The 26315-nt window shown below is 72.2% G+C and carries 13 protein-coding genes; 9 read left to right on the top strand and 4 right to left on the bottom strand.

Annotated features, from left to right (window positions below):
- Window positions 1-439 precede the first annotated feature (439 nt).
- The 4 genes from ABZT04_RS17510 (at window position 440) to ABZT04_RS17495 (ending at window position 8083) form a co-directional block, all read left to right on the top strand.
- Window positions 440-1741 carry a CHAT domain-containing protein gene (locus ABZT04_RS17510; protein ID WP_356057365.1) on the top strand — a complete coding sequence of 434 codons (1302 nt, stop codon included), beginning with the start codon at window positions 440-442 and terminating at the stop codon, window positions 1739-1741.
- Complete coding sequence (gene fxsT / locus ABZT04_RS17505) at window positions 1738-5067, top strand: FxSxx-COOH system tetratricopeptide repeat protein (protein WP_356057363.1); 3330 nt, start codon at window positions 1738-1740, stop codon at window positions 5065-5067. Before ABZT04_RS17510 ends, fxsT begins: the two co-directional genes overlap by 4 nt.
- Before the next feature lie 143 nt (window positions 5068-5210).
- Window positions 5211-6011, top strand: a complete 801-nt coding sequence (locus tag ABZT04_RS17500; RefSeq protein ID WP_356057361.1) for a dolichyl-phosphate beta-glucosyltransferase — start codon at window positions 5211-5213, stop codon at window positions 6009-6011.
- Window positions 6008-8083: a glycosyltransferase family 39 protein gene (locus ABZT04_RS17495; protein WP_356057359.1), complete on the top strand. Its 2076-nt coding sequence runs from the start codon at window positions 6008-6010 to the stop codon at window positions 8081-8083. Before ABZT04_RS17500 ends, ABZT04_RS17495 begins: the two co-directional genes overlap by 4 nt.
- 400 nt (window positions 8084-8483) lie before the next feature.
- Here the strand turns inward: ABZT04_RS17495 and ABZT04_RS17490 are convergent, their stop codons facing one another.
- The 3 genes from ABZT04_RS17490 to ABZT04_RS17480 are packed head-to-tail and all read right to left on the bottom strand — an operon-like array spanning window position 8484 to window position 11278.
- The gene (locus ABZT04_RS17490) at window positions 8484-9230 is read right to left on the bottom strand and encodes an FAD:protein FMN transferase (RefSeq protein WP_356057357.1); all 747 of its coding nucleotides are present in this window, start codon (window positions 9228-9230) and stop codon (window positions 8484-8486) included.
- Between the two features lies 1 nt (window position 9231).
- Entirely contained in the window at window positions 9232-9930 is a 699-nt protein-coding gene (locus tag ABZT04_RS17485) for an FMN-binding protein (RefSeq protein ID WP_356057355.1), read from the bottom strand.
- Window positions 9931-9940: 10 nt separating this feature from the next.
- On the bottom strand, window positions 9941-11278 hold the full coding sequence (locus ABZT04_RS17480) for a ferredoxin reductase family protein (RefSeq protein WP_356057609.1): 1338 nt from the start codon (window positions 11276-11278) through the stop codon (window positions 9941-9943).
- Window positions 11279-11428: 150 nt separating this feature from the next.
- Between ABZT04_RS17480 and ABZT04_RS17475 the strand changes: the two genes are divergently transcribed.
- Window positions 11429-12118: a response regulator transcription factor gene (locus ABZT04_RS17475; protein WP_356057353.1), complete on the top strand. Its 690-nt coding sequence runs from the start codon at window positions 11429-11431 to the stop codon at window positions 12116-12118.
- Window positions 12115-13575: a HAMP domain-containing sensor histidine kinase gene (locus ABZT04_RS17470; protein WP_356057351.1), complete on the top strand. Its 1461-nt coding sequence runs from the start codon at window positions 12115-12117 to the stop codon at window positions 13573-13575. The genes ABZT04_RS17475 and ABZT04_RS17470 overlap by 4 nt, the downstream gene beginning before the upstream one ends.
- 114 nt (window positions 13576-13689) lie before the next feature.
- Here the strand turns inward: ABZT04_RS17470 and ABZT04_RS17465 are convergent, their stop codons facing one another.
- Window positions 13690-14295, bottom strand: a complete 606-nt coding sequence (locus ABZT04_RS17465; protein WP_356057349.1) for a GPP34 family phosphoprotein — start codon at window positions 14293-14295, stop codon at window positions 13690-13692.
- Between the two features lie 368 nt (window positions 14296-14663).
- Between ABZT04_RS17465 and ABZT04_RS17460 the strand changes: the two genes are divergently transcribed.
- From ABZT04_RS17460 to ABZT04_RS17450, 3 genes are read left to right on the top strand one after another with little or no spacing between them, the layout of a single operon-like run.
- The gene (locus ABZT04_RS17460; RefSeq protein WP_356057347.1) at window positions 14664-21515 is read left to right on the top strand and encodes an SDR family NAD(P)-dependent oxidoreductase; all 6852 of its coding nucleotides are present in this window, start codon (window positions 14664-14666) and stop codon (window positions 21513-21515) included.
- 10 nt (window positions 21516-21525) lie between these two features.
- Window positions 21526-26010 (top strand): beta-ketoacyl synthase N-terminal-like domain-containing protein, encoded by a 4485-nt coding sequence (locus ABZT04_RS17455; RefSeq protein WP_356057345.1) that lies wholly within the window; start codon window positions 21526-21528, stop codon window positions 26008-26010.
- Complete coding sequence (locus ABZT04_RS17450) at window positions 26007-26312, top strand: acyl carrier protein (protein WP_356057343.1); 306 nt, start codon at window positions 26007-26009, stop codon at window positions 26310-26312. The genes ABZT04_RS17455 and ABZT04_RS17450 overlap by 4 nt, the downstream gene beginning before the upstream one ends.
- The last annotated feature ends 3 nt before the right edge of the window (window positions 26313-26315 follow it).

Here is a 26315-nt window from a genome sequence, read left to right as displayed (position 1 = left end):
CAGAGGCCACCGTCCCCGGACACCACCACACCCCGGCGCCGAGTGCCCGCTGAGCCTCGCGACCGAGACGCTCTCGGCGGCCTCAGCACTCCCGCCCCATCAGCACACCCCCACCCACCCCGGACCAGCCCAACACCCGCCGAACCGCCCGGCCCCCGCACCCTCGTCGGGACCGAACCACCTGCGGGCCCACCCGCCCTCACAGCCCTGACCCCGACCCACACCGTCCCGGGGGTGCCCAGCGCCACTGAGCCTCCCGGCCGACACGCTCTCGGCGGCCCCGATACCCCCGCCGCCCCACTGACCCTCGCGACATCGGCACGCCGCATCCCACCCCGGACCAGCCCAACACCCGCCGAACCGCCCGGCCCCCGCACCCTCGTCGGGACCCAACCACCTGCGGGCCCGACCCCGCCCGACCACACCCCGGGGGTGCCCAGTGCCCGCTGAACCCCCCGGCCCCCGCGCCCTCGGCGGCGCCGTCCCCCTCGGGCCCGGGGCGCCCGCTCGCAGGCCCGCGCCTGAGGCGCTCTCCGCTCCCCGCACCGCGGGGGTGCCCGAGCACGTGGCCGAGCCGTACGAACCCGTGTCGCTCGCGGCGACCGCTGTCGATCCGGATGCACGGCTGCCGGTCGGGTTCGCGAAGTTGGCCGTGAACCGGGCCTATGACGAGCGCGGGCAGGAGGTGTTCTGGCTGACCGGGCACAGCGGTGATCTGGAGCTGTCGCTCGACTCGGAGGACACCCGGCTGCGGCCGAGCGGGCTCGCGCTGAGCAATCTGCGGCCGGACGGGTTCCCGCCGACGGAGATCTTCCGGGCGGTCGCCGAGTGGTCGGGGCGCCAGGAGGACGTGGTGCGCTGGATCAACGAACTGCGGGCCCGGTTCGGCGCCGAACTGCACCTGGTGATCTGGGACGACACCGACTACGACATCCCGTGGGAGATGCTGCGGCTCACCGGCGGCCGGGACCTCGGCGTCGACGACGGCATCCTGGGCGCCCTGGTGACCGTCGTGCGCTGGACCACCATCCGCGAGGCCGGCAGCACACCGTTCGACGAACCGGCGGTCTGCTCGGGCCATGTGCTGGGCTACTACGCGGAGGAAATGCGCCGCGACGCCACCGTGTTCGACGGCTTCGAGCACCGAGGGCACTTCGGCACCACACGGACCTTCCTCACCGAACTCGCCCGCCCCGGACTCGGCGCCGGCCTCGTCTACATGGGCTGCCACGCCACCCACGGCCCGAACCTCTACAAGCTCAAGCTGGGCACGGTCACCTGGAACGAACTCAACGGCCTGGACATGTCCGCGCTGGACGGCCGCCGCACCCTGGTGTGCCTGAACGCCTGCCACTCCGCGCGGTTCGTGAACAACCGCCCGCTCGGCGAGAACGCCCTGCGCGGCTTCGCCGAACTCTTCCTCCGCAAGGGAGCCGGCGGCTGCATCGCCACCTCCGGCAAGGTCGGCGACGACGTGGCGCACGACCTGATCCGCGAGCTGGTCGGGCAGCTCTGCGCCGACCCCGAACTGCCGGTGGCGCGGGCCCTGCGCGACTTCCGGGCCGCCGCGGTGGCCCGGCTGCCCGACCCGCTGCCGTTCGTCTACGGCGACGACGACCGCTTCGACGCCGAGGGCCAGCGGGAAATCCTGCCGATCCTCTACAGCTTCATGTTCCTCTACTTCGGACACCCCTTGACCACGCTCCGGCTCAGCGTCCGGGCGCAGGAGGCGAGGACATGAGCGGCGATCCCGCTGCGTTGATGATCGAGCCCCTGGTGGGCTGGCCCCGCAAGGCCCAGGCAGGCCAGAGCTATCTCGTCACCGTCGACCTCAACGGCCCGGCGGCACCCGAGGACTGGCCCTACGACGAGGAGGAGTTCGACTTCGGCGTTGCCCTGGACGGCTCCCGCCGGTTCGTGTGCGAGGCCCTCAATGAACCCAGCGTCGTCCTGCACCGCTTCGGCGGCACCTACGGCCCCGCCCGCTTCGTGGTCAAGGCGAGCCGGGCCCCCGGCCACGCCACGATCTGGCTGACCATCAGCAACCGCTGGGGTGTTCCGGTCCGTACCGTCGAGCTGCCCAGCGAGATCGTCGCGGACGCCGTCGCGGGGCAGGGACATGTCGTCGTGCCAGCGCTGAACGGCAGGACCGCCACCCTGCCGGGCGAGGACACCGCCCCGGGCCACCGCATCGGACGGCGTCCGGTGTCCGGCGTCTGGTCGCCCCACCACATCACGATCAGCTACGCCGGCACCGACCGGGCCTGGGCCGTGTGGACGGCCCGCCAGTTGGAACGCCACGGCTGCCAGACGCTCCTGCTGCGCTGGGACCCGCCGCCCGGACCGCCGCTGGCCCGGCTGCTGGCCGATCTCCTCGCCGCCCCCGGCCGGGTGCTGCTGCTGCTCGACGAGGAGTATCTGCGGCTCGGCCACCGCACCGAACTGGAGTGGGGCGAGGCGCTGGGCACGGTGGTCGCCGCGGACCCCGACCGGTTCGCCGCCGTGGACCTCTCCACCCGCACCCTGCCGTCCTCGACCGCCGTGCTGGGCCCGGTCAATCTGCGGGAGTTGGAGCCGGCCGAGGCGCTGCGCCGGCTGCTGGCCACACTCGACCTGGAGCACGCCCGGCCGCGCCCCGAGGACGACTCGGCCCCCCGGTTCCCGGACGCGCCACCGGCGGTGTGGAACGTCCCGCGCCGCAACTTCCGCTTCACCGGCCGCGACACGGTCCTGGAGGAGTTGCGCGCCCTCTTCGAGAACGGCCCGCCCGCGGGCGCCCGGGTGGCCCTGCGGGGCATCTCGGGCGTCGGCAAGAGCCAGATCGCGATCGAGTACGCGCACCGGTTCGCCAACGAGTACGACGTGGTCTGGTGGATCAGCGCGAGCTTCCGGGCCACGGCCCGCGAGCAGTTCGCCGATCTCGCCGAGCCGCTGGGCCTCGCGGACAGCAGCGCGCTGCCCGAGCGGGTCCGCGCGGTGCGCGAGGCGCTGCGCACCGGCCGCCCGCACCGGCGCTGGCTGCTCGTCCTCGACAGCGCCGACGATCTGGAACAGGTCTACGACCTGCTGCCCGAGACCGGCGGCCATGTCGCCGTGACCACCCTCACGCAGGGCTGGGCGACCTCCGGCGGGGTCGCCGAGGTCCAGGTGGAGCGCTTCACCCGGGCGGAGAGCATCAGTTACGCCCGCCGGCACGTGGAGCGGCTCACCGAGGAGGAGGCCGACCAACTCGCCGACGCCGTAGAGGACTTCCCGCTGTTGCTGGCCCAGACAGCGGCCTGGCTGGACGCCAACCGGATGCCCGCGGCCGAGTACATCGCGCTGCTGCGCCGGGCCGACGCCGACGAGATCGGCATCCAGACCCTGCCGGACTATCCGATCGGCTTCCAGACCAGTTGGGCCCTCACGCTCGACTCCCTGCGGCAGGACAGCCCCGAGGCGACCGAACTGCTGCGCCTGTTCGCCATGTTCTCGCCCGGCTCGATCCCGGTTCGCCAGCTCCAGCGGTCCCGCCCCGGCGATCTGCCGACCCTGCTGGCCGACCTCGCCGCCGACCCGGCCCGTTGGCTGGGCGCGCTGCGTCGGCTGTCCGAGTCGACCGCCGTACGGATGGACTACGTCCAGCCCTCGGACAGCGTCGGCTATGTGGACAGCGTGGAGATGCACCGCCTCTACCACCGGTTCCTGCGCCGCACCCTCACCCCCGGCGAGCGGGACGAACTCTCCGCCGTGGCCTGCCGGGTCCTGGTCTCGGCCGACCCCCGCTCCCCGTCCGAGGTCGCCAACTGGCCCGTCTACGCGGAGCTGTTGCCGCATCTGCATCCGTCGGGCGCGCTGGAGAGTCCCGAGGATCCGGTGCGCGATCTCGTCCTCAACTGCATCGAGTATCTGCGGCTGCGCGACGAGGAGAGCACCGGCCTCACCCTGTGCGAACAGGTCCTGGCCCGCTGGCGGATCAGGCTCGCGCCCACCCATCCGTCGATGCTGGTCCTGGTGCACCAGCACGCCAACATGCTGCGCCGCTGCGGCCGTTACCGCGAGGCGGAGGCCGTCGGCCGGTCCGTCGTCGAGCAGTTGGCCGAGGAGCGGGCCTCCGACGACCTCGAACTGCTGCGGGCCGAGGCGGGCCTCGGCGGCTCCCTGATGGCGCTCGGCCTCTTCAACGAGGCGCACCAGCTCTTCGAACAGGTCTGGCTGGCCTACGACGTCCTCGACGGACCGGAGGCCCCCCGCACCCAGGCCTGCCTCAACAACCTCGGCGTCGCCCTCGGTCTCCTCGGCCGCTACCAGGAGGCGGCCGATGTGCACGCCCAACTCCTGGACCTGCGCCAGCAGTCGTTCGGACCGCACCACCAGGCCACCCTGCTCAGCGGCCTCACCTACGCCCGCTCGCTACGGCTCCTGGGCCGCCACCGGGACGCCGCCGCCCTCCAGGAGACCAACTCCGCGCTGCACCGCCAGACGATGGGCGACCACCATCCGCAGACCCTGGCGGCCCTGCACAACCAGGCGCTGTGCCTGCGTCGTTCGGGCGATGTACCGGCCGCCGCCGACCTGCTGCGCGGCCTGGTCGAGCGGTGCCAGAACCTCCAGGGCCTGCGGCATCCGATGACCCTGATGGTCCAGGCCGACCACGCCTCCTTCCTGCGCTCGCACGGCGAGCTCGCCGAGTCCGCCGAGCTGACGGACGCGGTGGCCGACGGCTACCGGCATCTCCTCGGCGACGACCACCCGTACACCGTGGGCGTCCTGGGCAACCGGGGCCTGCTGCTGTGGCTCGGCGGCGAACGGGCGGCCGGGGCGCGGCTGATCGAGCAGACCCTGCGGGCCATGACGAACGCCGTGGGCCCCGACCACCCGTGGACCCTGGGCTGCGCCCTGAACGCGGCGGCGGTCCGCCGGCTGTCGGGACGGCCGGACGAGGCGGCCGAACTGCGCCGCGACACCCTGCTGCGGGCCCGCCGGGTCGTCGGCGACGGCCATCCGCTCGTACGGGCCTGCGAGGACGCGCTGTCGACGGGAGCGGAGGAACCACCGGGCTGGGACTTCGAGCCGCAGCCCATCTGAAGCCCGCCTGAACTGCCGTTCCGGGTCCCAGCATTGGGGTCCGGCCTGAGAGCACTGTGGGCTACCTGTGAGTCCGCTGATTCTCATCGGCCGCTCAGTGAAGGCTCAGGGACGCCACAGACGGGGACCGGAAAGTCACCGTCATGAGCGAACAGAACGCGGGAGGCGTCCGGCAGCGGTCGGTCGAGGTCGTGGTGCCGGTGTACAACGAGGCGCACGTCCTCTCCGACAGTGTCGGCCGTCTCCACGCATACCTCGAAACGTCCTTCCCGTTCCCGTTCACGATCACCGTGGCGGACAACGCGAGCACCGACGGCACCTGGCAGGAGGCGCTCGACCTCACCGGGCGGCTGCCGCACGTGCACGCCGTGCACCTCGACGCCAAGGGCCGGGGCCGCGCGCTGAAGCAGGTGTGGAGCCAGTCCGAGGCGGACGTGGTCGCGTACATGGACGTCGACCTGTCCACCGGCCTCCAAGGCTTCCTCCCGCTGGTCGCCCCGCTCCTGTCCGGCCACAGCGACGTGGCCATCGGCAGCCGCCTGCACCGGCAGTCGGCGGTCGAGCGCGGACCCAAGCGCGAGTTCATCTCCCGCTCCTACAACCTGCTCCTGAAGGCGGGTCTCGGGGCCCGCTTCTCGGACGCGCAGTGCGGCTTCAAGGCCGTACGCACCGAGGTGTTCCGGGCACTCGCCCCGCACATCGAGGACACCGCCTGGTTCTTCGACACCGAACTCCTCGTCCTCGCGCAGCGCAACAGGCTGCGCATCCACGAGGTCCCGGTCGACTGGATCGACGACCCCGACAGCCGTGTCGACATCGTCCGTACCGCCCTCGACGACCTCAAGGGCATGCGCCGCATGTTGAAGCAGACCGTCACCGGCCGCGCCCGCATCGCCGACGCGCGCATCGCTTCCCGCTCGGAGAATCTGGAGTACGCGTCATGACGACCCTCGCCCCGCCGCCCAGCCAGGAAGGCACTCGGCGCTCGCGCCGAGCGGCCCCGCCCGCCGACGGCGGCCTCAATTCCCGTGCCAGAAGGCTCTTCACGGGCCCGGAGGACGACCCGCGCTGGGCCCGCCCGACCCTGTGGGCGATCCTGCTGCTGGCCACGGCCCTCTACGCCTGGAACCTGAGCTCGATCACCGGCAACTCCTTCTACGACGCCGCCGTCTACAGCGGCACCAAGAGCTGGAAGGCGTTCTTCTTCGGCGCGCTCGACTCCGGCAGCTTCATCACGGTCGACAAACCGCCGTTCGCCCTGTGGGTGATGGGCCTGTCCGCCCGCGTATTCGGTTACGGGAACTGGCAGTTGATGCTACCGATGGTCGCGGCCGGCACCGGCTCGGTCGCCCTGTTGTACCGGCAGGTCAAGCGGGACTTCGGCGCGGTCGCGGGCACCATCTCGGCGGTCGTCCTCACGCTGACCCCGATCACCGTCGCCATCACCCGCGACACCAACCCGGACCCGATCCTCGTCCTGCTGATGATGCTCGGCGCGGTCGCCCTCCTGAAGGCCGTCCGCAACGGGAAGTTGATGCCGCTGGTGTGGTCGGCGGTCGCGATCGGCTTCGCGTTCAACACCAAGATGATGCAGGCGTACGTCGTCCTGCCCGCGTTCTTCCTCGTCTACCTCTGGGCCACGAACCTCTCGCTCGGCAAGCGGATCCGCAACCTCGCCGTCGCCACCGTCGCGCTGATCGTCTCCAGCGCCTGGTGGATGGTGATCGTCGACCTGATCCCCGCCTCCTCCCGTCCCTACATCGGCGGGTCGACCGACAACACGGTGTGGGACCTGGTCATCGGCTACAACGGCTTCGGCCGGATCTTCGGCGCCAGTTCGTCGGTGGGCTCGCAGGGCAACGGGGCTTCGTTCGGAGGCAGTTCGGGCCTGTACCGGATGTTCAACGAGATCATGGGCGGCCAGATCTCCTGGCTGATCCCGTTCGCGGCGATCGCGCTGATCGGCGGTCTGGTACTGCGCGGACGCGCTCCCCGTACGGACGCCAAGCGCGCGGCACTGCTGCTCTGGGGCGGCTGGTTCGTCCTGCACTTCCTGACCTTCTCGCTGGCCGAGGGCACCTTCCACCCGTACTACGTCACCGCCATGGCACCCGGTATCGCGGCCATGGCCGGTGCGGGCGGCGTGATGCTGTACCGCGCCTTCCGTGAGGGCGCGGCCGCGAAGTGGGCCTGGGTGCTGCCCCTCTCCATCGCGGTCAGCACGGTCTGGGCGGTCGTCCTGCTCCAGCGGGTCTCCGGCTCCGGCACGGTCTACACGGTCGCGGAGATCGTGGTCGCCGTGGCAGGCGCGGCCTCCGTACTCGGTCTGCTGGTCGGCCGGTTCACCCGGCGCCACCGCCTGATGGGCTTCGCGGCCCTCGCCGCGATCGTCGCCCTCCTCGCCGGCCCCGCGGCCTACTCGGTCTCGGCGGCGACGTCCTCGACCAACGGCACCAACCCCACGGCCGGTCCGAGCACCGGTGGCGGCATGGGCGGTGGCGGTGGCGCCCCGAGCGGCATGAAGTCCGGTACGAAGCCGAGCGGTTCGGCCCCGTCGGGCACGAAGCCCAGCGGTACGGCGCCGTCCGGCACCCAGCCCTCGGGCAGCGCTTCGGAATCCGGTTCCGAATCCGAGTCCGGTACGCAGACTGCCGGTGGCGGTGGCGGTATGGGCGGCGACACCCAGGTCTCGTCCGCGATGATCTCGTACCTCAAGAAGCACCAGGACGGGGCGACGTGGCTGCTGGCGGTGGCCACCGACCAGACGGCGTCCTCGATCATCCTGGAGTCCGGTCAGCCCGTGATCTCCATGGGCGGCTGGTCCGGCAGCGACAACGCGATGACCCTCGCCAAGCTCAAGTCCCTGGTGAAGTCAGGCCAGTTGCACTACATCACCGTCAGCAGCGGCGGAGGCCAGGGCACCAACTCCGAGATCGCGACCTGGGTCAAGGCCCACGGCACGGCGGTGTCCGCCTACAGCGGCCTGTACCGCCTGGACGCCTCCGACGTCACCTGATCCACATCCGAAATCACTGAGCCACTTCCCGACAGGAAGGGCCGCCGGGGGCGCCCGGCGGCCCTTCCGCATGTCGTGAGGCGCCAGGCCGTGTCGGCAAGGTCCAGCCTGCCTCGCGATGCCCGGCCCGCTCCCCCACCGACTCAAGCGCCTGGGAGGTACCCCCACTCGCCACACCAGCCGCTTGCGCGGCGACCGCGAGACGGCCCCCGCCCTACGAGCGACCGACAAGACTTCCCGGCCGCGACCTAAGCCGCAGCCGCAGTGTCACCCACCACCGGAGAGTCCCGGCGGACGACGGACCCATGGGAGATACCCGCACTCGCCACACCAGCCGCTTACCCGGCAACCGCGAAACGGCCCGCCCTACGGGCGACCAACAGGACTTCCCGGCCGCGACCTAAGCCGCAGCCGCAGCCGCAGTGTCACCCACCACCGGAAACCCTGGCGTACGACGCACCCGACGGTCGGTGTCGACCGCGAACACCTCGCAGCCGGGGCGGGCGGCGGCCCAGTCGACGCCCTCCGTGCCCATCGCGAAGGCTGCCGTGGCCGTGGCGTCCGCCTCGGTGAGGGAGTCGGCTACGACGGAGAGGCTGAGCAGGCCGGTCGCGGGGCGGCCGGTGCGGCCGTCGATGATGTGGTCGCCGCGCTCGTAGCGCGCGGAGGTCGCCACCGCCCCGTCGGTCAACTCCAGTACGGCGCACAGTTGGTCCGCGTGCTCGGGGTGCCGTACGCCGACCCGCCAGGGACCGCCGGCCACGACCACGTCGCCGCCGGCGTTGAGGACGAAGCGCCGGGCCCCGGCGGCGGTGAGCAGGTCCGCCGCCCGCTGCACCGACCAGCCCTTGACCACCGCGCAGGGGTCGAGGGGCCGGCCGGGCAGGCGGACGTCGAAGGCGCCGCCGGTCGCGAGCCGGTACTGCTCACAGAGGTCCAGGACCTTGGTCAAGTCCGGGCTGAGGTCGGGGAGTTGCAGCTCGCCCCGGTCGTAGCGGCACACCTCGCTGTCCGGGCGGAACGGGCTGAAGCGGGCGTCGACCTCGCGCAGCCAGGTGAACAGCCCGTCCGCCGTCTCCTCGCCGATGCCCTCGTCGTCGACCCGCAACGACACCGGGAAGCCCATGACATGCTCAACTCGCCGCATCTCAGGCCGCCTTGGCATCGATGGCGGCCTGGAGCGACTGGACATAGGCGTCGCTGGTGATCGTGGCGCCGGACACCGTGTCGATCTTCGCGCTCTGCGCCTTCAATGTCTCCGAGACCAACACCGGCACGGCCGCGGCGGTCTGAGGGTGGTTGGGCTGCTGGAGCATGCTGACCGCGCTGATCTTGTCGCCCTCGAAGGTCGCCTGCACCTGGACTGTGCCCTTGGACGTGTTGATCGCGGTGCCCGCGACGGTCTGCTGCGCGGGCGACGCGGACGCGGTGGCGGAGGGCGACGCGGACGCGGCCTCGTCGTTGGCGTCGATGGCGGCCTGGAGCGACTTCTTGTACGCCTCGCTGGTGATCGTCGCCCCGGACACCGTGTCGACGTCCGCGCTCTGCGCCTTCAACGTCTCCGAGACCAACACCGGCACGGCCGCGGCGGTCTGCGGATGGTCCGGCTGCTGGAGCAGCTTCACCGCGGTGATCCTGTCGCCGTCGAAGGTGACTTGGACCTGGACCGGCCCCTTCTCCGTCTGGATCGTGGTGCCCTTGACGACGGTTCCGGACGAAGCGGAGGCGGACGGTGCGGTGACGGGCTCGGCGGTGGAGGTCGTCGTAGTGCCGATGGAGGGTTCGTAGCGCCAGACCGGGACCAGGCCCGCGATGCTCAGCACGACGACAGGTATGGCTCGCTTCACGGTGTCTCTCTCATCCCGCCAGGCTGAAACGCTCGAAGTGGATCTGCTGCTTGGGCACGCCCAGGTCGCCGAGGGTGCGCAGCACCGCGTTCATCATCGGCGGCGGCCCGCACAGGAAGACGTCCCGGTCGGCGATGTCCGGTACCAGCCGGGCCAGTTCGCGCGGGGCGAGCTTGTCGGGGACGGGCGGGCCGGTGACCAGGTGCAGTTCGGCGCCCTTGGCGTGGGCCAGTTCGGCGAGTTCGTCGTAGAGGACGGCGTCGCGGTCGGCAGCGACGCGGTAGACGACGACCGCGTGGCCCTCCAGGTCCTCCAGCAGGGCGCGGATGGGGGTGACTCCGACGCCGCCCGCGATGAGCAGGGACTCCGGCTTCCTGCGGTGCAGGGTGGTGAAGGCGCCGTAGGGGCCCTCGGCGAAGACGCGGGTGCCGACCTTGAGGTGGCGCAGGGCGGCCGTGCCGTCGCCGGCGGTCTTGGCGGTGAGGCGGAGGCGGGTGCCGTCGGGGGCGGCCGAGAGGGAGAAGGGGTTGGCCTGCCACCAGCGGTCCTTGGTGAGGAAGCGCCAGAGGAAGAACTGGCCGGCCCGGGCCGGGAGCCGGTCGAGGTCGCGGCCGGTGATGTGGATGGAGACGACGGTGTCCGACTCGGGGACGACCGCCGAGACCCGGAACTGGTGCCGCCAGTTGCGCCACAGCGGCAGCACCAGCCGTCCCAGGGCCACCGAGCCGAGGGCCACGCCCCAGAGGGCGTACCAGTACGTCGTGGCGGCGGGCGACGCGGTGAACGTCGTACCGACCGCGACCTGGTGGGTGAAGGCGAGGACCACCGCGACATAGGTGTAGAGGTGGATGAAGTGCCAGGTCTCGTAGGCGAGTCGACGCCGGGCGTAGCGGGCGGAGGTCGCGCCGATGACGAGGATCAGGGCGAAGGCGACGAGGGCGCGCAGGATGCCCTCGGTGGTCTCGGCGAGGTCGACGACCTCGCCGACCGGGCCGGTGTCGGTGCCCTGCGCGTAGCCGAAGGCGATGAACACGAGGTGCCCGAGCAGCGTCCAGAGCAGCGCGAAGCCGGTCCAGCGGTGCCAGGAGGTCAGCCGGTCCATGCCGATTCGGCGGTCGAGCCAGGGCAGGCGGGCCACCAGCAGCAGTTGGAAGGCCATGACGAGCGCGCCGTAGAGGCCGAGGAGGCGGCCGATGACGACGAGCGCGTTGGAGGCGGTTCCGGCCTGGGCGAAGAAGACGGTCACCACGGCGACGTTCGCGGCCAGCACGGCGTACAGGCCCGTGCGGGCCACCACCCTGGGGCGTATCGCCGTGGGGGGCGCAGGGGGTGATTGGACGGTCGTCACGGACGGCAGCTCCTTGATCGGGTCCTGGGACACGAGCTTCACCTCGGGGAGCTGTCGATTTCCTGTCGTACAACTTTCAAGTGGTTATCGATGTGGGTGCGGGGGACCACCGGGTCTGGCGCGGATCGGCGCGTGCAGCACTATGAGCGGGTGGACAAAGTTCGACTCCTCGTCGTGGACGACGACCCGCCGATCGCCGACCTCGTGGCGACGGTCGCCCGGTACGAGGGCTGGGAGGCCGCGTGCGCGTACTCCGGTGAGGAGGCGCTCACCCTGGCTGCCGAGTTCGTACCGGACATCGTGGTGCTGGATCTGATGCTGCCGGGCCTTGACGGGTTCGGTGTCCTGGACCGGCTGCGGCGCTCCGGGACGATGGTGCCCGTGGTGTTCCTCACGGCACGGGACGCGGTCGCCGACCGGGTCGCCGGACTGACCCGGGGCGGTGACGACTACCTGGTCAAGCCGTTCGCGGTGGAGGAGCTGATGGCCCGGCTGCGGACCGTGCTGCGGCGCAGCGCCGGGCCCGGTTTCCCGCGTTCGGTGCTGCGGGTCGCGGATCTCACGATGGACGAGGACACCCGCGAGGTGCGCCGCGCCGACCGGCTCCTCACGCTCACCCCGACCGAGTACGAGGTGCTGCGCTATCTGATGCGCAAGTCGCCGACCGTGCTCACCAAGGCGCAGATCCTCGACCATGTGTGGGAGTACGGCTTCGGTGGCCGCTCCAATGTGGTGGAGCTGGTGGTCAGCCGGCTGCGCCGGAAGCTCGACGAGGGGCATGATCCGCTGATCCACACCGTGCGCGGTTTCGGCTATGTGATCCGGCAGGCCGCCGAGTGATCGGGCGGCTGCGACAGAACTGGCGCAGGCTGCGGCTGGGCACACGGCTCGCGCTGGGTCTCGGGGCGCTGGCCCTGATGGCGTTCGCCGTCGTCGGCACCGCTCTGACGACGTACATGCGGGACTATCTGTCGGCCCAGCTCGACGACCAGCTCGGGCTCGCCCAGGGGGGCCAGTCCAAGTCCATCGCGACGAGCGGCACGCTCCAGGGCAAGAAGTACTACCGCTGGTACTACGCGGTGTACGACGTCTCGAACGGCACTCCGGTGCTCCGCAAGCCCGAGGAGAGCTCGGACCTGCCCTCGGACATCGCCGACCTCACCTCGGTGGCCAAGGCGCAGATCGCCTCGGGCGGCCATGTGCTGCGCACCGAGACCCTCGCCGGTGAGGGCGAGTACCGGTTGCGCGGCTGCGAGGTCGAACCCGGTGTGGTGCTGGTGAGCGGTGCGCCGATGGGCGACATCGACGAGACGGTACGACAGCTCGTGATCATCGAGGTGGTCGCCTTCGGGCTGGCGCTGCTGGCCCTTGTGGTGCTCGGCCGCAGGCTGCTGCGGCGGGGGCTGCAACCGCTGAGCGATATGGCGCACACCGCGCACGGCATCGCCTCGCACGACCTCACCGACTCGGCGGCCCGGCTCCCGCTGCGCGCCGAGAACCGCGACGGCGGGCCCGAGGTGGAGGAGCTGCGCACCGCGTTCAACACGATGCTGGAGCACATCGACGACTCGCTCGCGGTGCGGGCGGAGGCGGAGCAGCGGCTGCGCCGCTTCGTCGCGGACGCCTCGCACGAGCTGCGGACACCGCTGATGTCGGTGCGCGGCTACGCGGACCTGTTCCAGTACGCGGCCGCGAACGTGCCCGAGGAGCGGGACAGGCATCTGGCCCGGCTGCGCGCCGAGGCCGCCCGGATGGGCGTGCTCCTCGACGACCTCCTGCTGCTCGCGCGGCTCGACGCGGCGGACGTGGAGACCCCGCTGCGGCCGGAGGACACGGATCTGGTGGACCTGGTCCGGCAGGCGGCGGACGCGTTCCGCGCCGGGCATCCGGACCGTCCGCTGACCGTGACGGTCCCGCCGTCCCCGGTCCGGCTCCGCGTCGACCCGGTCCGCATCCGGCAGGTCCTGGACAACCTCCTCACCAACGCGGCCGTGCACACTCCGCCCGGCACCGAGGTGTCGGTGACGGTCTCGGTCGGCGCCGGCACGGCGTCGGTACGGGTCGCCGACACGGGCCCCGGCATCCCGGAGGCCGACCGCGAGCAGGTCTTCGACCGCTTCTACCGGGTCGACAAGGCCCGCAGCCGGGACCGGGGCGGTAGCGGCCTCGGCCTCGCGGTGGCCCGCTCGCTGACGGAGGCCCACGGCGGCACCGTGGAGCTGACGTCCGGGCCCGGGGCGACGGTGTTCACGGTGACGATCCCGCTGGGGGCGGTCTCGCCCCTTACGTCACCCTAGGCTCCTCCACGGGTTGCCCCTACCATGGGTAACGTGGCGTCACCTGAGGCACAGGACCACCAACTGGCTCTGCTTTGTGGCCAGTTGACGTACCCCGAAGTCCGGAAGTCGCCGTCACATACCCCGCCACACATTGTCGTAGGCCGCGTCCTCCACGGTCTTCCGCTGCCGTACGGCCTCCAGTTCCGTCACCGCGTCGTGGACGACGGCGAGGACCGTGTTCAGGGCCTCGTCGGTGATCTTCGCGGAATCCTCGTCCGGCACGGCACGGATGCCGACGGCCGCCGCGAGCTGGGCGAGGACGGGCTCGCCCTCGGTCCAGCGGGCGGTGGCGCGGGTGCGGGCCGGGGAGTCGACCAGTGCGGTCCGGCCGGTGCGGACCGGGATCCAGCGGGCGCGCTGCCGGGCGACCAGTCCTTCCGCCTCCAGCGCGGCCAGATAGGCCAACGACAGGCCGCGCCCGCGCCGCCACAGCCAGTCCTCGACCGACTCGTACGGCGTCTCCCGCACGAGCGAGGTCGCGGCCTCGTCCAACAGGCCGTCCTCCAGAGGAACTTGGAGGTTCGGCACGATCAAGTCGCCGTCCAGCGCGACGGCTTCGGCAGCGAGGAGGTCGACCACCTCCGCTCCGGCGAGCGCGAGCGAGAGATCACCCGTCTCGACCGGGCGCTCGGGTACGACATCCATGGCAACGATCATCAGGTCCCGCGGTGTGCTCATGGGTGCCAACCTAGCGCGGCTCATCCGAGGGGGCACCGACACCCAACGTTTACATAATTCCGTCCCGCCGTCGGCGATGTTTCGGGACCGTGAGCCCCGGATGAATACCAGGGGCTTTTGGACCGCTTGCGCCACTGCGGTCCGAATGGCGTGCCCTCTGAAGGAAATTGGCAGGGTTTTCGGTTTTTTGGGGACCGGTTCCGAGTGGCTTGATCACTTCCCTCAATGGGTTGCTTACCTTGTCGTAGTTGACCCATGAGTAACAGGGGGGCTAGTTTTCAACCAGCCCTCTCGCGTCTATGCGATTACATTCGGCGCCCCCGGCCGAAACCCCCCACCGTGCAGTTTCACCGTTTATTCGGAGAATCATGACGTCTGTCGCGCGCGCCGAAGAACTGATCATTGGAATCACCCCGTTCCATGAGCCGGACGCCAGGCTCGCGGCGGCTGTCAGCCGCGCCGACGGCCTCGGTGTACTCGACCTGGGAATGGGCGACCGAAGAGCGAGAGAGGCCCTGGCGCGAATGCGGCGCTGGGCCCCCGGCCCTTTCGGGGTACGGATCGGAGCCCACTGCCGGATCGACCCCGGGGACCTCACGACGGGCGGCGGCGCGAGCCCGCACACCGTCGTTCTCGCCGCGGACGCCTCCTGGCGGGTCGCGGACGTCGCCGCCGCACATCGGGTGCTGGTCGAGGTCACCGGCCCCGACGAGGCGCTCGCGGCGGTCCGCGCCGGTGCGCACGGGCTGATCGCCCGGGGTGCCGAAAGCGGCGGCCGGGTGGGCGAGTTGAGCACCTTCGTGCTGCTCCAGCGCCTGCTCGCCGAGCCCGGTGTGGACGTCCCGATCTGGGCCTGCGGCGGCATCGGCCCCCGTACGGCGGCCGCGGCGGTGGCCGGTGGCGCGGCGGGGGTCGTCCTGGACAGCCAGTTGGCGCTGCTCGCCGAGTCGGGGCTGCCGGAGACGGCGGCCGCCGCGCTGCGCTCGATGGACGGTTCCGAGACCACGGTGGTGGCCGGTCACCGGGTGCTGCTCCGGCGCGGCCCGGACGCCCCGCGCGTGCCCGCCGAGCGGGTGTCCGAACTGCTCGGCGCCCGCGACCCGCGCACCCAGCTCCTGCCGGTCGGCCAGGACGGTTTCCTCGCCGCGCGGTTCGCCGAACGCTGGGGCGACGCGGGCCGCACCGTGCGTGAACTGACCGCCGCCGTAAGGGAGTCCGTACGCGACGAAGGACCCGCACAGGCGCTGCGCACCGGTTCCCCGATGAGCGAGGCGCTCGGCACCCGACTCCCCGTCGCCCAGGGCCCGATGACCAGGGTCAGCGACCAGGCGGAGTTCGCCGCGGCGGTGGCCGCGGGCGGCGCCCTGCCGTTCGTCGCGCTGGCTCTGTCGAGCGGCGAGCAGTCGCGGGCGGTGCTGGCCGAGACCCGCTCCGTCGTGGGCGAGCGGCCCTGGGGCGTCGGAGTGCTCGGCTTCGCGCCCGAGGAGCTGCGGAACGCCCAGCTCGAAGCCGTACGGGAGTTAGGTCCCACGCACGCGATCATCGCGGGCGGGCGGCCCTCCCAGGCCGAGGCGCTGGAGCGGGCCGGGATCTCCACCTTCCTGCATGTGCCCTCGCCGGGGCTGCTGCGGCAGTTCCTGGACGCGGGCGTACGCAGGTTCGTGTTCGAGGGCTCCGAGTGCGGCGGCCATGTCGGGCCGCGCAACAGCTTCCCGCTGTGGGAGGCCCAACTCGCCGTACTGGAAGACTTCTTGGCGACCGCCGAAGCGGACACCGCGGAGCACGTCGAGGTGTTCTTCGCGGGCGGCGTCCACGACGAGCGGTCGGCGGCGATGGTGGCCGCGCTCGCCGCGCCGCTCACCGCCCGGGGAGCCGCCGTCGGTGTGCTGATGGGCACCGCCTATCTCTTCACCGAGGAGGCGGTCGGCTGCGGAGCGATCCAGCCGCTGTTCCAGGAGCAGGTGACAGCGGCCACCCGGACCGCGCTCCTGGAGACCGCGCCGGGTCACGCCACCCGTTGCGTACCCAGCCCGTTCAGCGACAACTACCTCGACTTCGAGGCCCAGTTGCGTGAGCAGGGTGTGCCGGACCGGGAGATCTGGGAGAAGCTGGAGCGGCTCAACGTCGGCCGGCTGCGGATCGCCAGCAAGGGGGTCGAGCGGGACACCGCCGGAGCGCTGGCCGCCGTGGACGAGCAACGGCAGCTCGCCGAGGGGATGTTCATGGCCGGCGAGGTCGCCGTGCTGCGGACCGTGACCACCACGATCGACGCCCTGCACCGGGCGGTGACCGAGGAGGCCGCCGACTTCCTGGCCGACAGCGCGCGAACCGCCCGCGCCCGCCTGGGAGTCGAGGAGAGTACCGAGCCGGACGCGCCCGCCCCGCTGGACATCGCTGTCATCGGCATGGCGTGCATGTTCCCGCAGGCACCCGACCTCCCCACGTTCTGGGCGAACATCCTCGGCGCCCGCGACGCCGTCGACGAGGTCCCGGCCGACCGCTGGGACCCGGCCGTGCACTACTCGACCGGCAAGGACGGTGCGACCCCGTCGAAGTGGGGCGGCTTCCTGCCGCGCATCCCCTTCGACCCGCTGCGCTACGGCATCCCGCCGACCTCCCTCGGCAGTATCGAACCGGTCCAACTGCTGGCCCTCGAAGCCGCCCGGCGGTCACTGGAGGACGCCGGATACGGCGACCGGGGGCGGGAGTTCGACCGCTCGCGCACCTCCGTGGTGTTCGGCGCTGAGGCGGGCAGCGACCTCTCCAACGCGACCACGCTGCGCGCCGTACTGCCCTCCTACTACGGCAAGATCCCGCAGGGCATCGAGGAGCAACTCCCCACGCTCACCGAGGACTCCTTCCCCGGCATGCTCTCCAACGTCATCTCGGGGCGCATCGCCAACCGGCTGGACCTCGGCGGGGCCAACTACACGGTCGACGCGGCCTGCGCGTCCTCACTGGCCGCCGTCGACGTCGCCTGCAAGGAACTCGTGGGCGGCACCAGCGATGTCGTGCTGTGCGGGGGCGCCGACCTCCACAACGGCATCAACGACTACGTCCTCTTCGCCTCCGTGCACGCCCTGTCCCCCACCGGCCGCTCCCGCGCCTTCGACAGCTCGGCGGACGGCATCGCGCTCGGCGAGGGCGTCGCCTGCGTGGTCCTCAAGCGGCTCGCGGACGCCGAGCGGGACGGCGACCGGATCTACGGTGTCATCAAGGGAGTCGGCAGTTCCAGCGACGGCCGTTCGCTGGGCCTGACGGCACCCCGGCCCGAGGGCCAACGGGCCGCGTTGCAGCGGGCGTACCGCAACGCGGGCGTCTCCCCCGCCGAGGTCGGCCTGGTCGAGGCGCACGGTACCGGGACGGTCGTCGGCGACCGGACCGAACTCTCCATCCTCAGCGAGGTGTTCGCCGAGTCCGGGGCGGAGAGCGGCAGTTGTGCGCTCGGCTCGGTCAAGTCGCAGATCGGGCACACGAAATGCGCCGCCGGACTCGCCGGGCTGATCAAGACCGTGCTCTCCCTCTACACCGGGGTCAAGCCGCCCACCCTGCACATGAAGCGGCCCAACCCGGCGTGGCAGGAGGACAGCAGCCCCTTCGTCTTCCACGCGCGGCCCCGCCCCTGGGCGGCTCCCGCCGAGGAACGCGTCGCCGGGCTCAGTGCGTTCGGCTTCGGCGGCACCAACTTCCACGCGGTGATCGGGGCCTACGGCGAGGCCGTACCGCCCGCCCACGGCCTGGACGCCTGGCCGGCCGAGCTGTTCACGTTCCGGGGCGCCGACCGGGCGGCGGCGCGGCGGGGCATCGAGGAGATCCTCAAGCTCGCCGAGGCGGGCTGCTGGAAGCTCCGTGATCTCGCCCTCAGCGCGTCCCGCCGCTCCGACGCCCGGCACGAGCCGGTCCAGGTGGCCGTGGTGGCCCAGGACGTGGAGGGGCTGGTCGGGCAACTGCGCCGCGCGCTGGACGGTGAGCACGATCCCGCCGCCGGCATCCATCTCGCCGAAGCGGCCGACCCGGGCAAGGTGGCGTTCCTCTTCCCCGGCCAGGGCAGCCAGCGCCCCGGCATGCTCGCCGACGTGTTCATCGCGTTCCCCGAGTTGCAGCACTATCTGCACCTCGGCCGCGACCACGCCGACGCGCTCTACCCGCCCACCGCCTTCGACGACACCGCCCGTGACCGCCAGCAGGCCGGGCTGACCGACACCCGGGTCGCGCAGCCGGTGCTGGGCATCGCCGGGCTCGCCGCCCACGCGCTGCTCACCGAGGCGGGAATCCGTCCCGACATGGCGGCCGGGCACAGCTACGGCGAGCTGGTCGCCCTGTGCGCGGCCGGTGCCATCACCCCGGAGGCGCTGCTGAAGCTCAGCGCCGAACGCGCGGCGGCGATCCTGGCGGCCACCGGCGCGGACGACCCGGGCACCATGGCCGCCGTCGCGGCCGGTGCCGAGGACGTCGAGCAGGCCCTGAAGACGGCGGGCGCACCCGACTCGGTGGTCGTCGCCAACCACAACTCGCCCCGCCAGACAGTGATTTCGGGCCCGACAGAGGCCGTCACGGCGGCCGTACGGCTGCTGCGCGACGCCGGTCTCGGCGCCAAGCGCATCCCCGTCGCCTGCGCCTTCCACAGCCCGCTGGTGGCGGGGGCGGGACAGCGGTTCGCGGAGGTCCTCGCCCAACAGCCCCTGCGCGCACCGGAGTTCCCGGTGTGGTCCAACCGCACAGCGGCCCCCTACGGCGAGGACGCCGACGCGGTACGGGCCGAACTCGCCGCGCAGATCGGGGCACCGGTCGGCTTCGTCGCACAGATCGAGGCGATGTACGAGGCGGGAGCCCGCGTCTTCGTCGAGGCCGGGCCCGGCTCCGTGCTCACCCGGCTGGTCGACCAGATCCTCGACGGCCGTCCGCACCGCACGGTCGCCTGCGAGCCACGGCAGGACAGCGGGCTGCGCGGCTGGCTCGACGCGCTGGCCCAACTGGCCGTCGCCGGGCTGCCGGTGCGGACCGGATGGCTGTTCAACGGGCGCGACGCCGTCGACGCGGCCCGGACCCCCGCACCCTCGCGACCCGGCTGGACGGTCGACGGACAGCTCGTCCGTACCGCCGCCGGAGCACTCCTGCCCGGTGCCCTCGCACCGGCCCGACGCGTTGTGGAGACGACTGTGACGACGAACCCTCAGGACGGCGCCCCGGGCGAGGCGAACAGGGACGCGCTCATCTCCGAATTCCTGCGCACCAGCCGGGAGATGGTGGCCGCCCAACGGGACGTGCTGCTCACGTACTTCGGCGGGGCCCAGGTGCCCCAGGGCACATGGGTGCCCGCACCGGCGCCCGCCGTGGTCGAGGCACTGCCGCAGACGCCCGCCCTTCCGGCCGCTGTGGCGACCCCGGTAGCCCAACAGCCCACCACCCAGCCGGAGTCGGCGCCCGAGGCGGTCACCGAGGACGATGTGCTGCGGGTCGTGCTGGAGATCATCAGCGAACGCACCGGCTATCCCGTCGACATGATCGAGCCCGATCTCGACCTGGAGGCGGACCTCAGCATCGACTCCATCAAGCGCGCCGAGATCGCCGGCGAACTGGCCGGGCGCCTCGGCATCGGCGGTGGCGCGGACATCGCCTCGCTCGACGACGCCGAGCTGGAGGACCTGGCGAAGGCCCGCACGGCGGCGTCCGTCACGGGCTGGCTGTCGGCACGGCTGACCGGGCCGACCGCCGCGCCCGTGGCGGAGAGTGTCCCGCAGGACGAGGTCACGGGCGCCGCGCCGAAGCGGCTCCAACTGCGGCCGGTGCCGCTGGCGCACCAGGACGGCGACAACCCGGCGGACCCGGCGTCCGTGCTGAGCGGACGGCGGTTCGTCCTCTACGGCGGCGAAGAGGCGGCGGAGTCGGTCGTGGCCCGGCTCACCTCCTACGGCGCCGCCGCGGTGATCGTCGCTCCCGACCATCAACTGACCGAAGCCGAAGGCCAGGTGGACGGCGTCCTGTATCTCGCGCCGCTCACGGCGTCTGCGCCGGTGCTGCCCGACGCGTTCCCCGTGTTCCAGGCCGCGCTGCGGCGCGGCCCGCGCCATCTCATCGCGGTCCAGGGGGCGGACGGCGGCTCGGCGGGCCTGCACGGGCTGTTCCGCACGGTGGCCCGGGAGTATCCGGACACCGTCGCCCGGGTCGTCGAGTTGGCGGACACCGCACCCGCCGCCGTCACGGACGCACTGATCGCCGAACTGCTGGCAGCCGACACCGAGCCGGTCGTCCTGCGAACTCCCACTGGACGGCACGGACTTGAGCTGGTGGAGACACCGCTCGGCGCGCTCGCTACCAACGGTGCCGGACCGGCCGGCGACGGGGTCGCCGAGGCCGCCGCCATCGGGCTCGACCGCGAGTCGGTGGTGCTGCTGGTGGGCGGGGCGCGGGGCATCACCGCGAAGTTCGCCGCCGCGCTCGCCGCGGCCTCCCGGTGCCGGATCGAACTCCTGGGCAGGACGGCCGCACCGGCCGGCCCCGAGGACCCGGCGACCGCGGGCGCCCACACCCCCGCCGAACTGCGCGCGGCCCTCGCCGCCAAGGGCGGCCGACTCACCCCCGCCGAGATCAACCGAACCGCCGAACTCCTACTCGCCCAGCGGGAGATCACCGCGACTCTGGACGAACTCGCGGCCCTCGGCAGCGAGGCCCGGTACCACAGCGTCGACTTCCGCGAACCGGACGCCGCGCTCCAGGCGGTCAAGGAGATCCACTCCGAACACGGCAGGCTCGACGGGGTCGTCTACGCGGCCGGGGTCATCGAGGACCGGCTGATCGCCGAGAAGACCACCGAGTCCTTCCAGCGGGTCTACGGCACGAAGACGCACGGCGCCGAAACCCTGCTGTCGGCCCTGGAGGAACTTCCCAACGGGCCTTCCTTCGCGGTGCTGTTCGGCTCCATATCGGCCGTCCTCGGCAATCGCGGCCAGGTCGACTACGCGGCCGCCAACGACGCCCTGCAGAGCCTGGGCACCGCCTGGTCGGCCCGCACCGGGCACCGCGCGCTCACCGTGCACTGGGGTCCGTGGGCACCGACCGGCGGCCATCACGGCATGGTCACCCCGGAGTTGGGACGCGAGTACGCCCGGCGCGGCATCAGCCTGATCGACCCGGAGGAGGGCACGGCGGCGCTGCTGCGCGAACTCGCCTGGGGCGAGGAGTCGGCCGGAGCCGTCGTCTACACCGCTTCGGGTTGGTGACATGTCCGGCATGACGGACCGTCACGTGCCGGTCGCCATCGTGGGCATGTCGGTGCTGCTGCCCGGCGCCGCCGACCTCGACGCGTACTGGCGCAATCTGCTGGCCGGCACGGATGCCATCAGCGAGGTGCCGGACGGGCGATGGGACGGGGACTACTACCGCCCGGACTCCGCGAGCGGTCCGGCCGTCGCCGACCAGGTGTACTGCCGGCGCGGCGGGTTCGTCGACGCGCTGGCCGAGGTCGAGGTCACCCGGTTCGGCATCATGCCGAACTCGGTGCCCGGCACCGAACCCGACCAGCTCATCGCCCTCCATGTGGCCGCCGCCGCCCTCGCCGACGCGGGCGGCGAGTCCCGACTGCCCGACCGGCGGCGCGTCGGTGTCGTGCTCGGCCGGGGCGGCTATCTCACCCCCGGCCTGGTCCGCCTGGACCAGCGGGTCCGTACGGCGGGCCAACTCGTGCGCACCCTGGGCGAGTTGCTGCCCGACCTGGACCCTGGCCAACTCGACCGGATCCGCACGGCGTTCACCGAGCGGCTCGGCCCGGACAGTCCCGAGTCGGTCATCGGCCTGGTGCCGAACCTCGCGGCGTCCCGGGTCGCCAACCGGCTCGACCTGCGCGGCCCGGCGTACACGGTGGACGCGGCCTGCGCGTCCTCACTGATCGCCGTGGACCAGGCGGTGACCGAACTGGCCGCCGGGCGCTGCGACTTGATGCTGGCGGGCGGTGTCCACCACTGCCACGACATCACGCTGTGGAGCGTCTTCTCCCAACTGCGCGCGCTCTCCCCGAGCCAGCGCATCCGCCCCTTCCATCGCTATGCCGACGGCATCCTGATCGGCGAGGGCACGGGAGTCGTCGTCCTCAAGCGCCTCGCCGACGCCGAGCGCGACGGCGACCGGATCTACGCCGTCGTCCGGGGCACCGGTGTGTCCAGCGACGGCCGGGCCGCGAGTCTCGTCAACCCCGACTCGACCGGCCAGACCCATGCCGTACGGCAGGCCTGGGAGGCGGCGGGGCTCGACCCGGCGCGGCCCGACTCGATAGGTCTGCTGGAGGCGCACGGCACGGCGACACCCGCCGGTGACGCGGCCGAACTCGCCACGCTGGTCGAGGTGTTCGGGGACACCGGCACATCTCAGGGCAGTGCGGTCATCGGCTCGGTGAAGTCGATGATCGGCCACACCATGCCGGCCGCCGGGGTCGCCGGTCTGATCAAGGCGGCCCTCGCCGTCCACCACGGCATGCTGCTGCCGACCCTGCACTGCGACGACCCGCATCCGGCGCTCGCGGCCACGCGGTTCCGCCCGCTGGAGAAGGCGGCGCCCTGGGAGACGACTTCCGAGCAGCCGGTGCGGCGGGCTGCGGTCAACGCGTTCGGGTTCGGCGGCATCAACGCGCATGTCGTGCTGGAGGAGGCGCCGGGGGCCCGCGCACCACGTGCGGCGGCGGTGCTCGTAGACGAACCGGAACGTGTGCTGACCCTCGCCGCCGACAGCCCCGAGGCCCTCGCCGCGCTGCTGGAGGCCGACGACTCAACCCTCTTGGCCGCAGGCCACACGCGTCCTGCGTCGGGCCGCTCCCGGCTCGGGATCGTCGCCCCGGACGCCAAGCGGCTCGCGCTCGCCCGCCGTGCGGTCGCCAAGGGGCGGGCGTGGCAGGGCCGTAGCGATGTGTGGTTCACGCCGAGCCCGCTGATCGGGCCCGGCGGGGGCGGGCTGGCTTTCGTCTTCCCCGGCCTGGAGGGCGACTTCACGCCCCGGGTCGAGGATGTCGCCGCGCACTTCGGACTGCGCGAGACGAGGTCGCCAACTCCCGCACAGGTGGGGGACGTCGGCCGCCACGGCTTCGATGTGGTGGGTGTCGGGCGGCTGTTGGACGCGGCGCTGCGCCGGATGGGCATCGTCCCGGACGCGGTCGCCGGGCACAGTGTGGGCGAGTGGACGGCGATGACGGCCGCCGGGGTGTACTCGGCGGACGAGGTCGGCGGCTTCATGGAGTCCTTCGACCCCGACTCGGTGACGGTGCCGGGGCTGGCCTTCGGCGCGATCGGGGCCCCGGCCGAGCGCGTGCTGTCGGCGCTCGCCGACGACTGGGCGGACGCCGGGATCGTCCTCTCCCACGACAACGCGCCGGGTCAGTCGATGGTGTGCGGGCCGGACCAGGCCGTGGACGAGTTCGTGCGGTCCTTCCGCGCGCAGGGTGTCCTCAGCCAGGTACTGCCGTTCCAATCGGGCTTCCACACACCGATGTTGAGGCCCTACCTCGCGCCGATCGAAGCCGCCGCGAACCGCTTCCGTCTCCACCCGCCGACGGTCCCCCTCTGGTCCGGGACGACCGCCGCGCCGTACCCCTCGGACGAGACGGCCGTGCGCGAGCTGTTCATCCGGCACCTGCTGGAGCCGGTGCGCTTCCGGCAGCTCGTCGAGGCCATGTACGCGGCCGGTCATCGCGCCTTCGTCCAGGTCGGCACCGGCCAACTCGGTTCCCTCATCGACGCGACGCTGAGCGGACGCGACCACCTGGTGGTGGCCGCCAACTCGCCCCACCGCTCCGGTCTTGCCCAACTCCGGCGCGTGGCCGTGGCGTTGTGGTCGGCGGGCGGGGCGGTCGACCCGGCCGTGCCGGCGTCCGGGAAGGCCACGACCACCCCACGGCGGGACCGGCCTCCCATACGGCTCGACCTGGACGGGGCGCTCGTGTCGCTCGACGGCCCGAGCCTGGTGAAGCTGCGGGCGGAACTGCGCACACCTCTTCCGAGCACCACGGCTTCTCCCTTGGACGCCCTCACCGAACGCTTCCCGGCCGCAGCCGAGTTGGACGCCCTGCTGCGCGACACCGCCGACACGGCCGCCCAGCTCATCACCGCGGGCAGCGGCCGCCGGGCCGTGGCGGCCCTCCCCGTTCCGAGCCGCCAACCACCCGCTCCCGCACGGGAATGGCAGACCACGGTCCATGTCTCACCGGACTCGATGCCGTACCTCATGGACCACTGCTTCTTCCCACAGCGCGCCAACTGGCCGGATGTCGCGGACCGTTGGCCGGTGGTCCCGGCCACCACGATCGTCCAGCACATCATCGAGGCGGCGGAGCGGACCGCGCCCGGTATGCGGGCGGTCGCCGTGCACGACGCGCGGTTCGACCGGTGGCTGACGGCGACACCGTCGGTCGACGTACCGGTGCGGGTGACCACCGAGGCCTCCGGCCGGCTAGCCGTCTCCTTCGGCCCGCACGCACGCGCGGTGGTCGAGCTGGCCCCCGCGCACGCCGCCGCGCCTCAGCCCCACCAACTCCCCGACCCCGCCACCGAACGCACCCCCGACCACACCGCGTCCCATCTCTACGACGAGCGCTGGATGTTCCACGGCCCGGCGTTCCAGGGCGTCACCGAACTCACCGCGATCGGCGACCGCCACGTCCGCGGAGTGATCACCACACCCCCCGCCCCCGGCGCCCTGCTCGACAACGTCGGCCAGATCCTCGGCTACTGGATCATGGCGACCCGCACCGAACGCACCGTCGTCTTCCCGGTCGGCATGCGCGAGATGCGCTTCTACGGCCCTCATCCGCGCCCGGGCACCGAGGTGGAGTGCCTGGTGCGGATCACCTCGCTCACCGACACCGCGCTCGAAGCCGATGTGCGGCTCACGGTCGACGGCGAGGTGTGGGCGGAGCTGACCGGCTGGCAGGACCGGCGTTTCGACAACGACCCGCAGACCAGGCCGGTCGAGCGGTTCCCCGAGCGCAACACCCTCTCGGAGGCCCGCCCGGGCGGCCGGACCCTGCTGAACGAGCGCTGGCCCGACCTCGCCTCCCGCGACCTGATCATGCGCAACTCGCTGAGCAGCGTGGAGCGTTCGCAGTACGCCGAGCATCCGCCGCGCGGCCGCCGGCAGTGGCTGCTGGGCCGGATCGCGATGAAGGACGCGGTACGGCAGTGGCTTTGGGGCCACGGCGAGGGGCCCGTCTTCCCGGCGGAGATCCGGGTCCACAACGACGAGTCGGGCCGCCCGTACGTCACCGGTCTGCACGGCCGCACCCTGCCCCCGCTGGATGTCTCGCTGGCGCACCGCGCCGAGGCGGCGGTCGCGATCGTACGGCCGCACTCCCCCGGTCCCGGCCCCGGGATCGACATCGAGGAGGTCGTGGACCGCCCTCCCAGCACGCTCACCACCGCGCTCGGCGAGGAAGAACTCGCGCTGCTGCGTGCCCAGTCGACCGCCACCGGCGAGTCGGAGGCGCTCTGGTTCGCCCGCTTCTGGGCGGCGAAGGAAGCGGTCGCCAAGGCGGAGGGCACCGGCTTCCGCGGCCGGCCCCGCGACTTCGCCGTCTTCCAAGTCGTCTCCGGTTCACGGCTGTTGGTGTCGGGACGCCTGGAACGCGCCTACACGGTGCACTGCGAGCCGGCCGGCAATCCCCCCGCTCTGCCGGACCGGACCTACGTCGTGGCCTGGACGACGGGACCCGCGCACGAGGAGGAGTACGACCGATGACCACCCCCACCACCGAGGACACCGTTCTCGCCGACCTCACCGGCATGCTGACCGCGCTGCTGGAGGACGAGTACGGCGTCGACGACGTCGAGATCACCATGACGACGACCTTCAACCGCGACCTGGAGCTGGAGAGCATCGACCTGGTGACCCTGGCCGGGCTGCTCCAGGAGCACTACGGCACGAAGGTCAACTTCGCGGAGTTCCTGGCCGGGATGGAGTTCGACGAGATCATCGAACTCACCGTCGGCCGGCTCGTGGAGTACGTCGTGCAGAGCCTCAAGGCAGCCGAGGCGGGCTGACCC

Origin of the sequence: Streptomyces sp. NPDC005492 (genome assembly GCF_040605995.1) — a bacterium.
Taxonomy (GTDB): Bacteria; Actinomycetota; Actinomycetes; order Streptomycetales; family Streptomycetaceae; genus Streptomyces.
Note: the sequence above shows the minus strand (reverse complement) of the source record. Positions and strands in the feature narration are given on the sequence as shown.

Bases quoted from the DNA above. Each gene is read 5' to 3' on its own strand.
- fxsT (WP_356057363.1), top strand. From the start codon at position 1,738: ATGAGCGGCGATCCCGCTGCGTTGATGATCGAGCCCCTGGTGGGCTGG.
- ABZT04_RS17500 (WP_356057361.1), top strand. From the start codon at position 5,211: ATGAGCGAACAGAACGCGGGAGGCGTCCGGCAGCGGTCGGTCGAGGTC.
- ABZT04_RS17495 (WP_356057359.1), top strand. From the start codon at position 6,008: ATGACGACCCTCGCCCCGCCGCCCAGCCAGGAAGGCACTCGGCGCTCG.
- ABZT04_RS17490 (WP_356057357.1), bottom strand. From the start codon at position 9,230: ATGCGGCGAGTTGAGCATGTCATGGGCTTCCCGGTGTCGTTGCGGGTC.
- ABZT04_RS17465 (WP_356057349.1), bottom strand. From the start codon at position 14,295: ATGAGCACACCGCGGGACCTGATGATCGTTGCCATGGATGTCGTACCC.
- ABZT04_RS17460 (WP_356057347.1), top strand. From the start codon at position 14,664: ATGACGTCTGTCGCGCGCGCCGAAGAACTGATCATTGGAATCACCCCG.
- ABZT04_RS17455 (WP_356057345.1), top strand. From the start codon at position 21,526: ATGACGGACCGTCACGTGCCGGTCGCCATCGTGGGCATGTCGGTGCTG.
- ABZT04_RS17450 (WP_356057343.1), top strand. From the start codon at position 26,007: ATGACCACCCCCACCACCGAGGACACCGTTCTCGCCGACCTCACCGGC.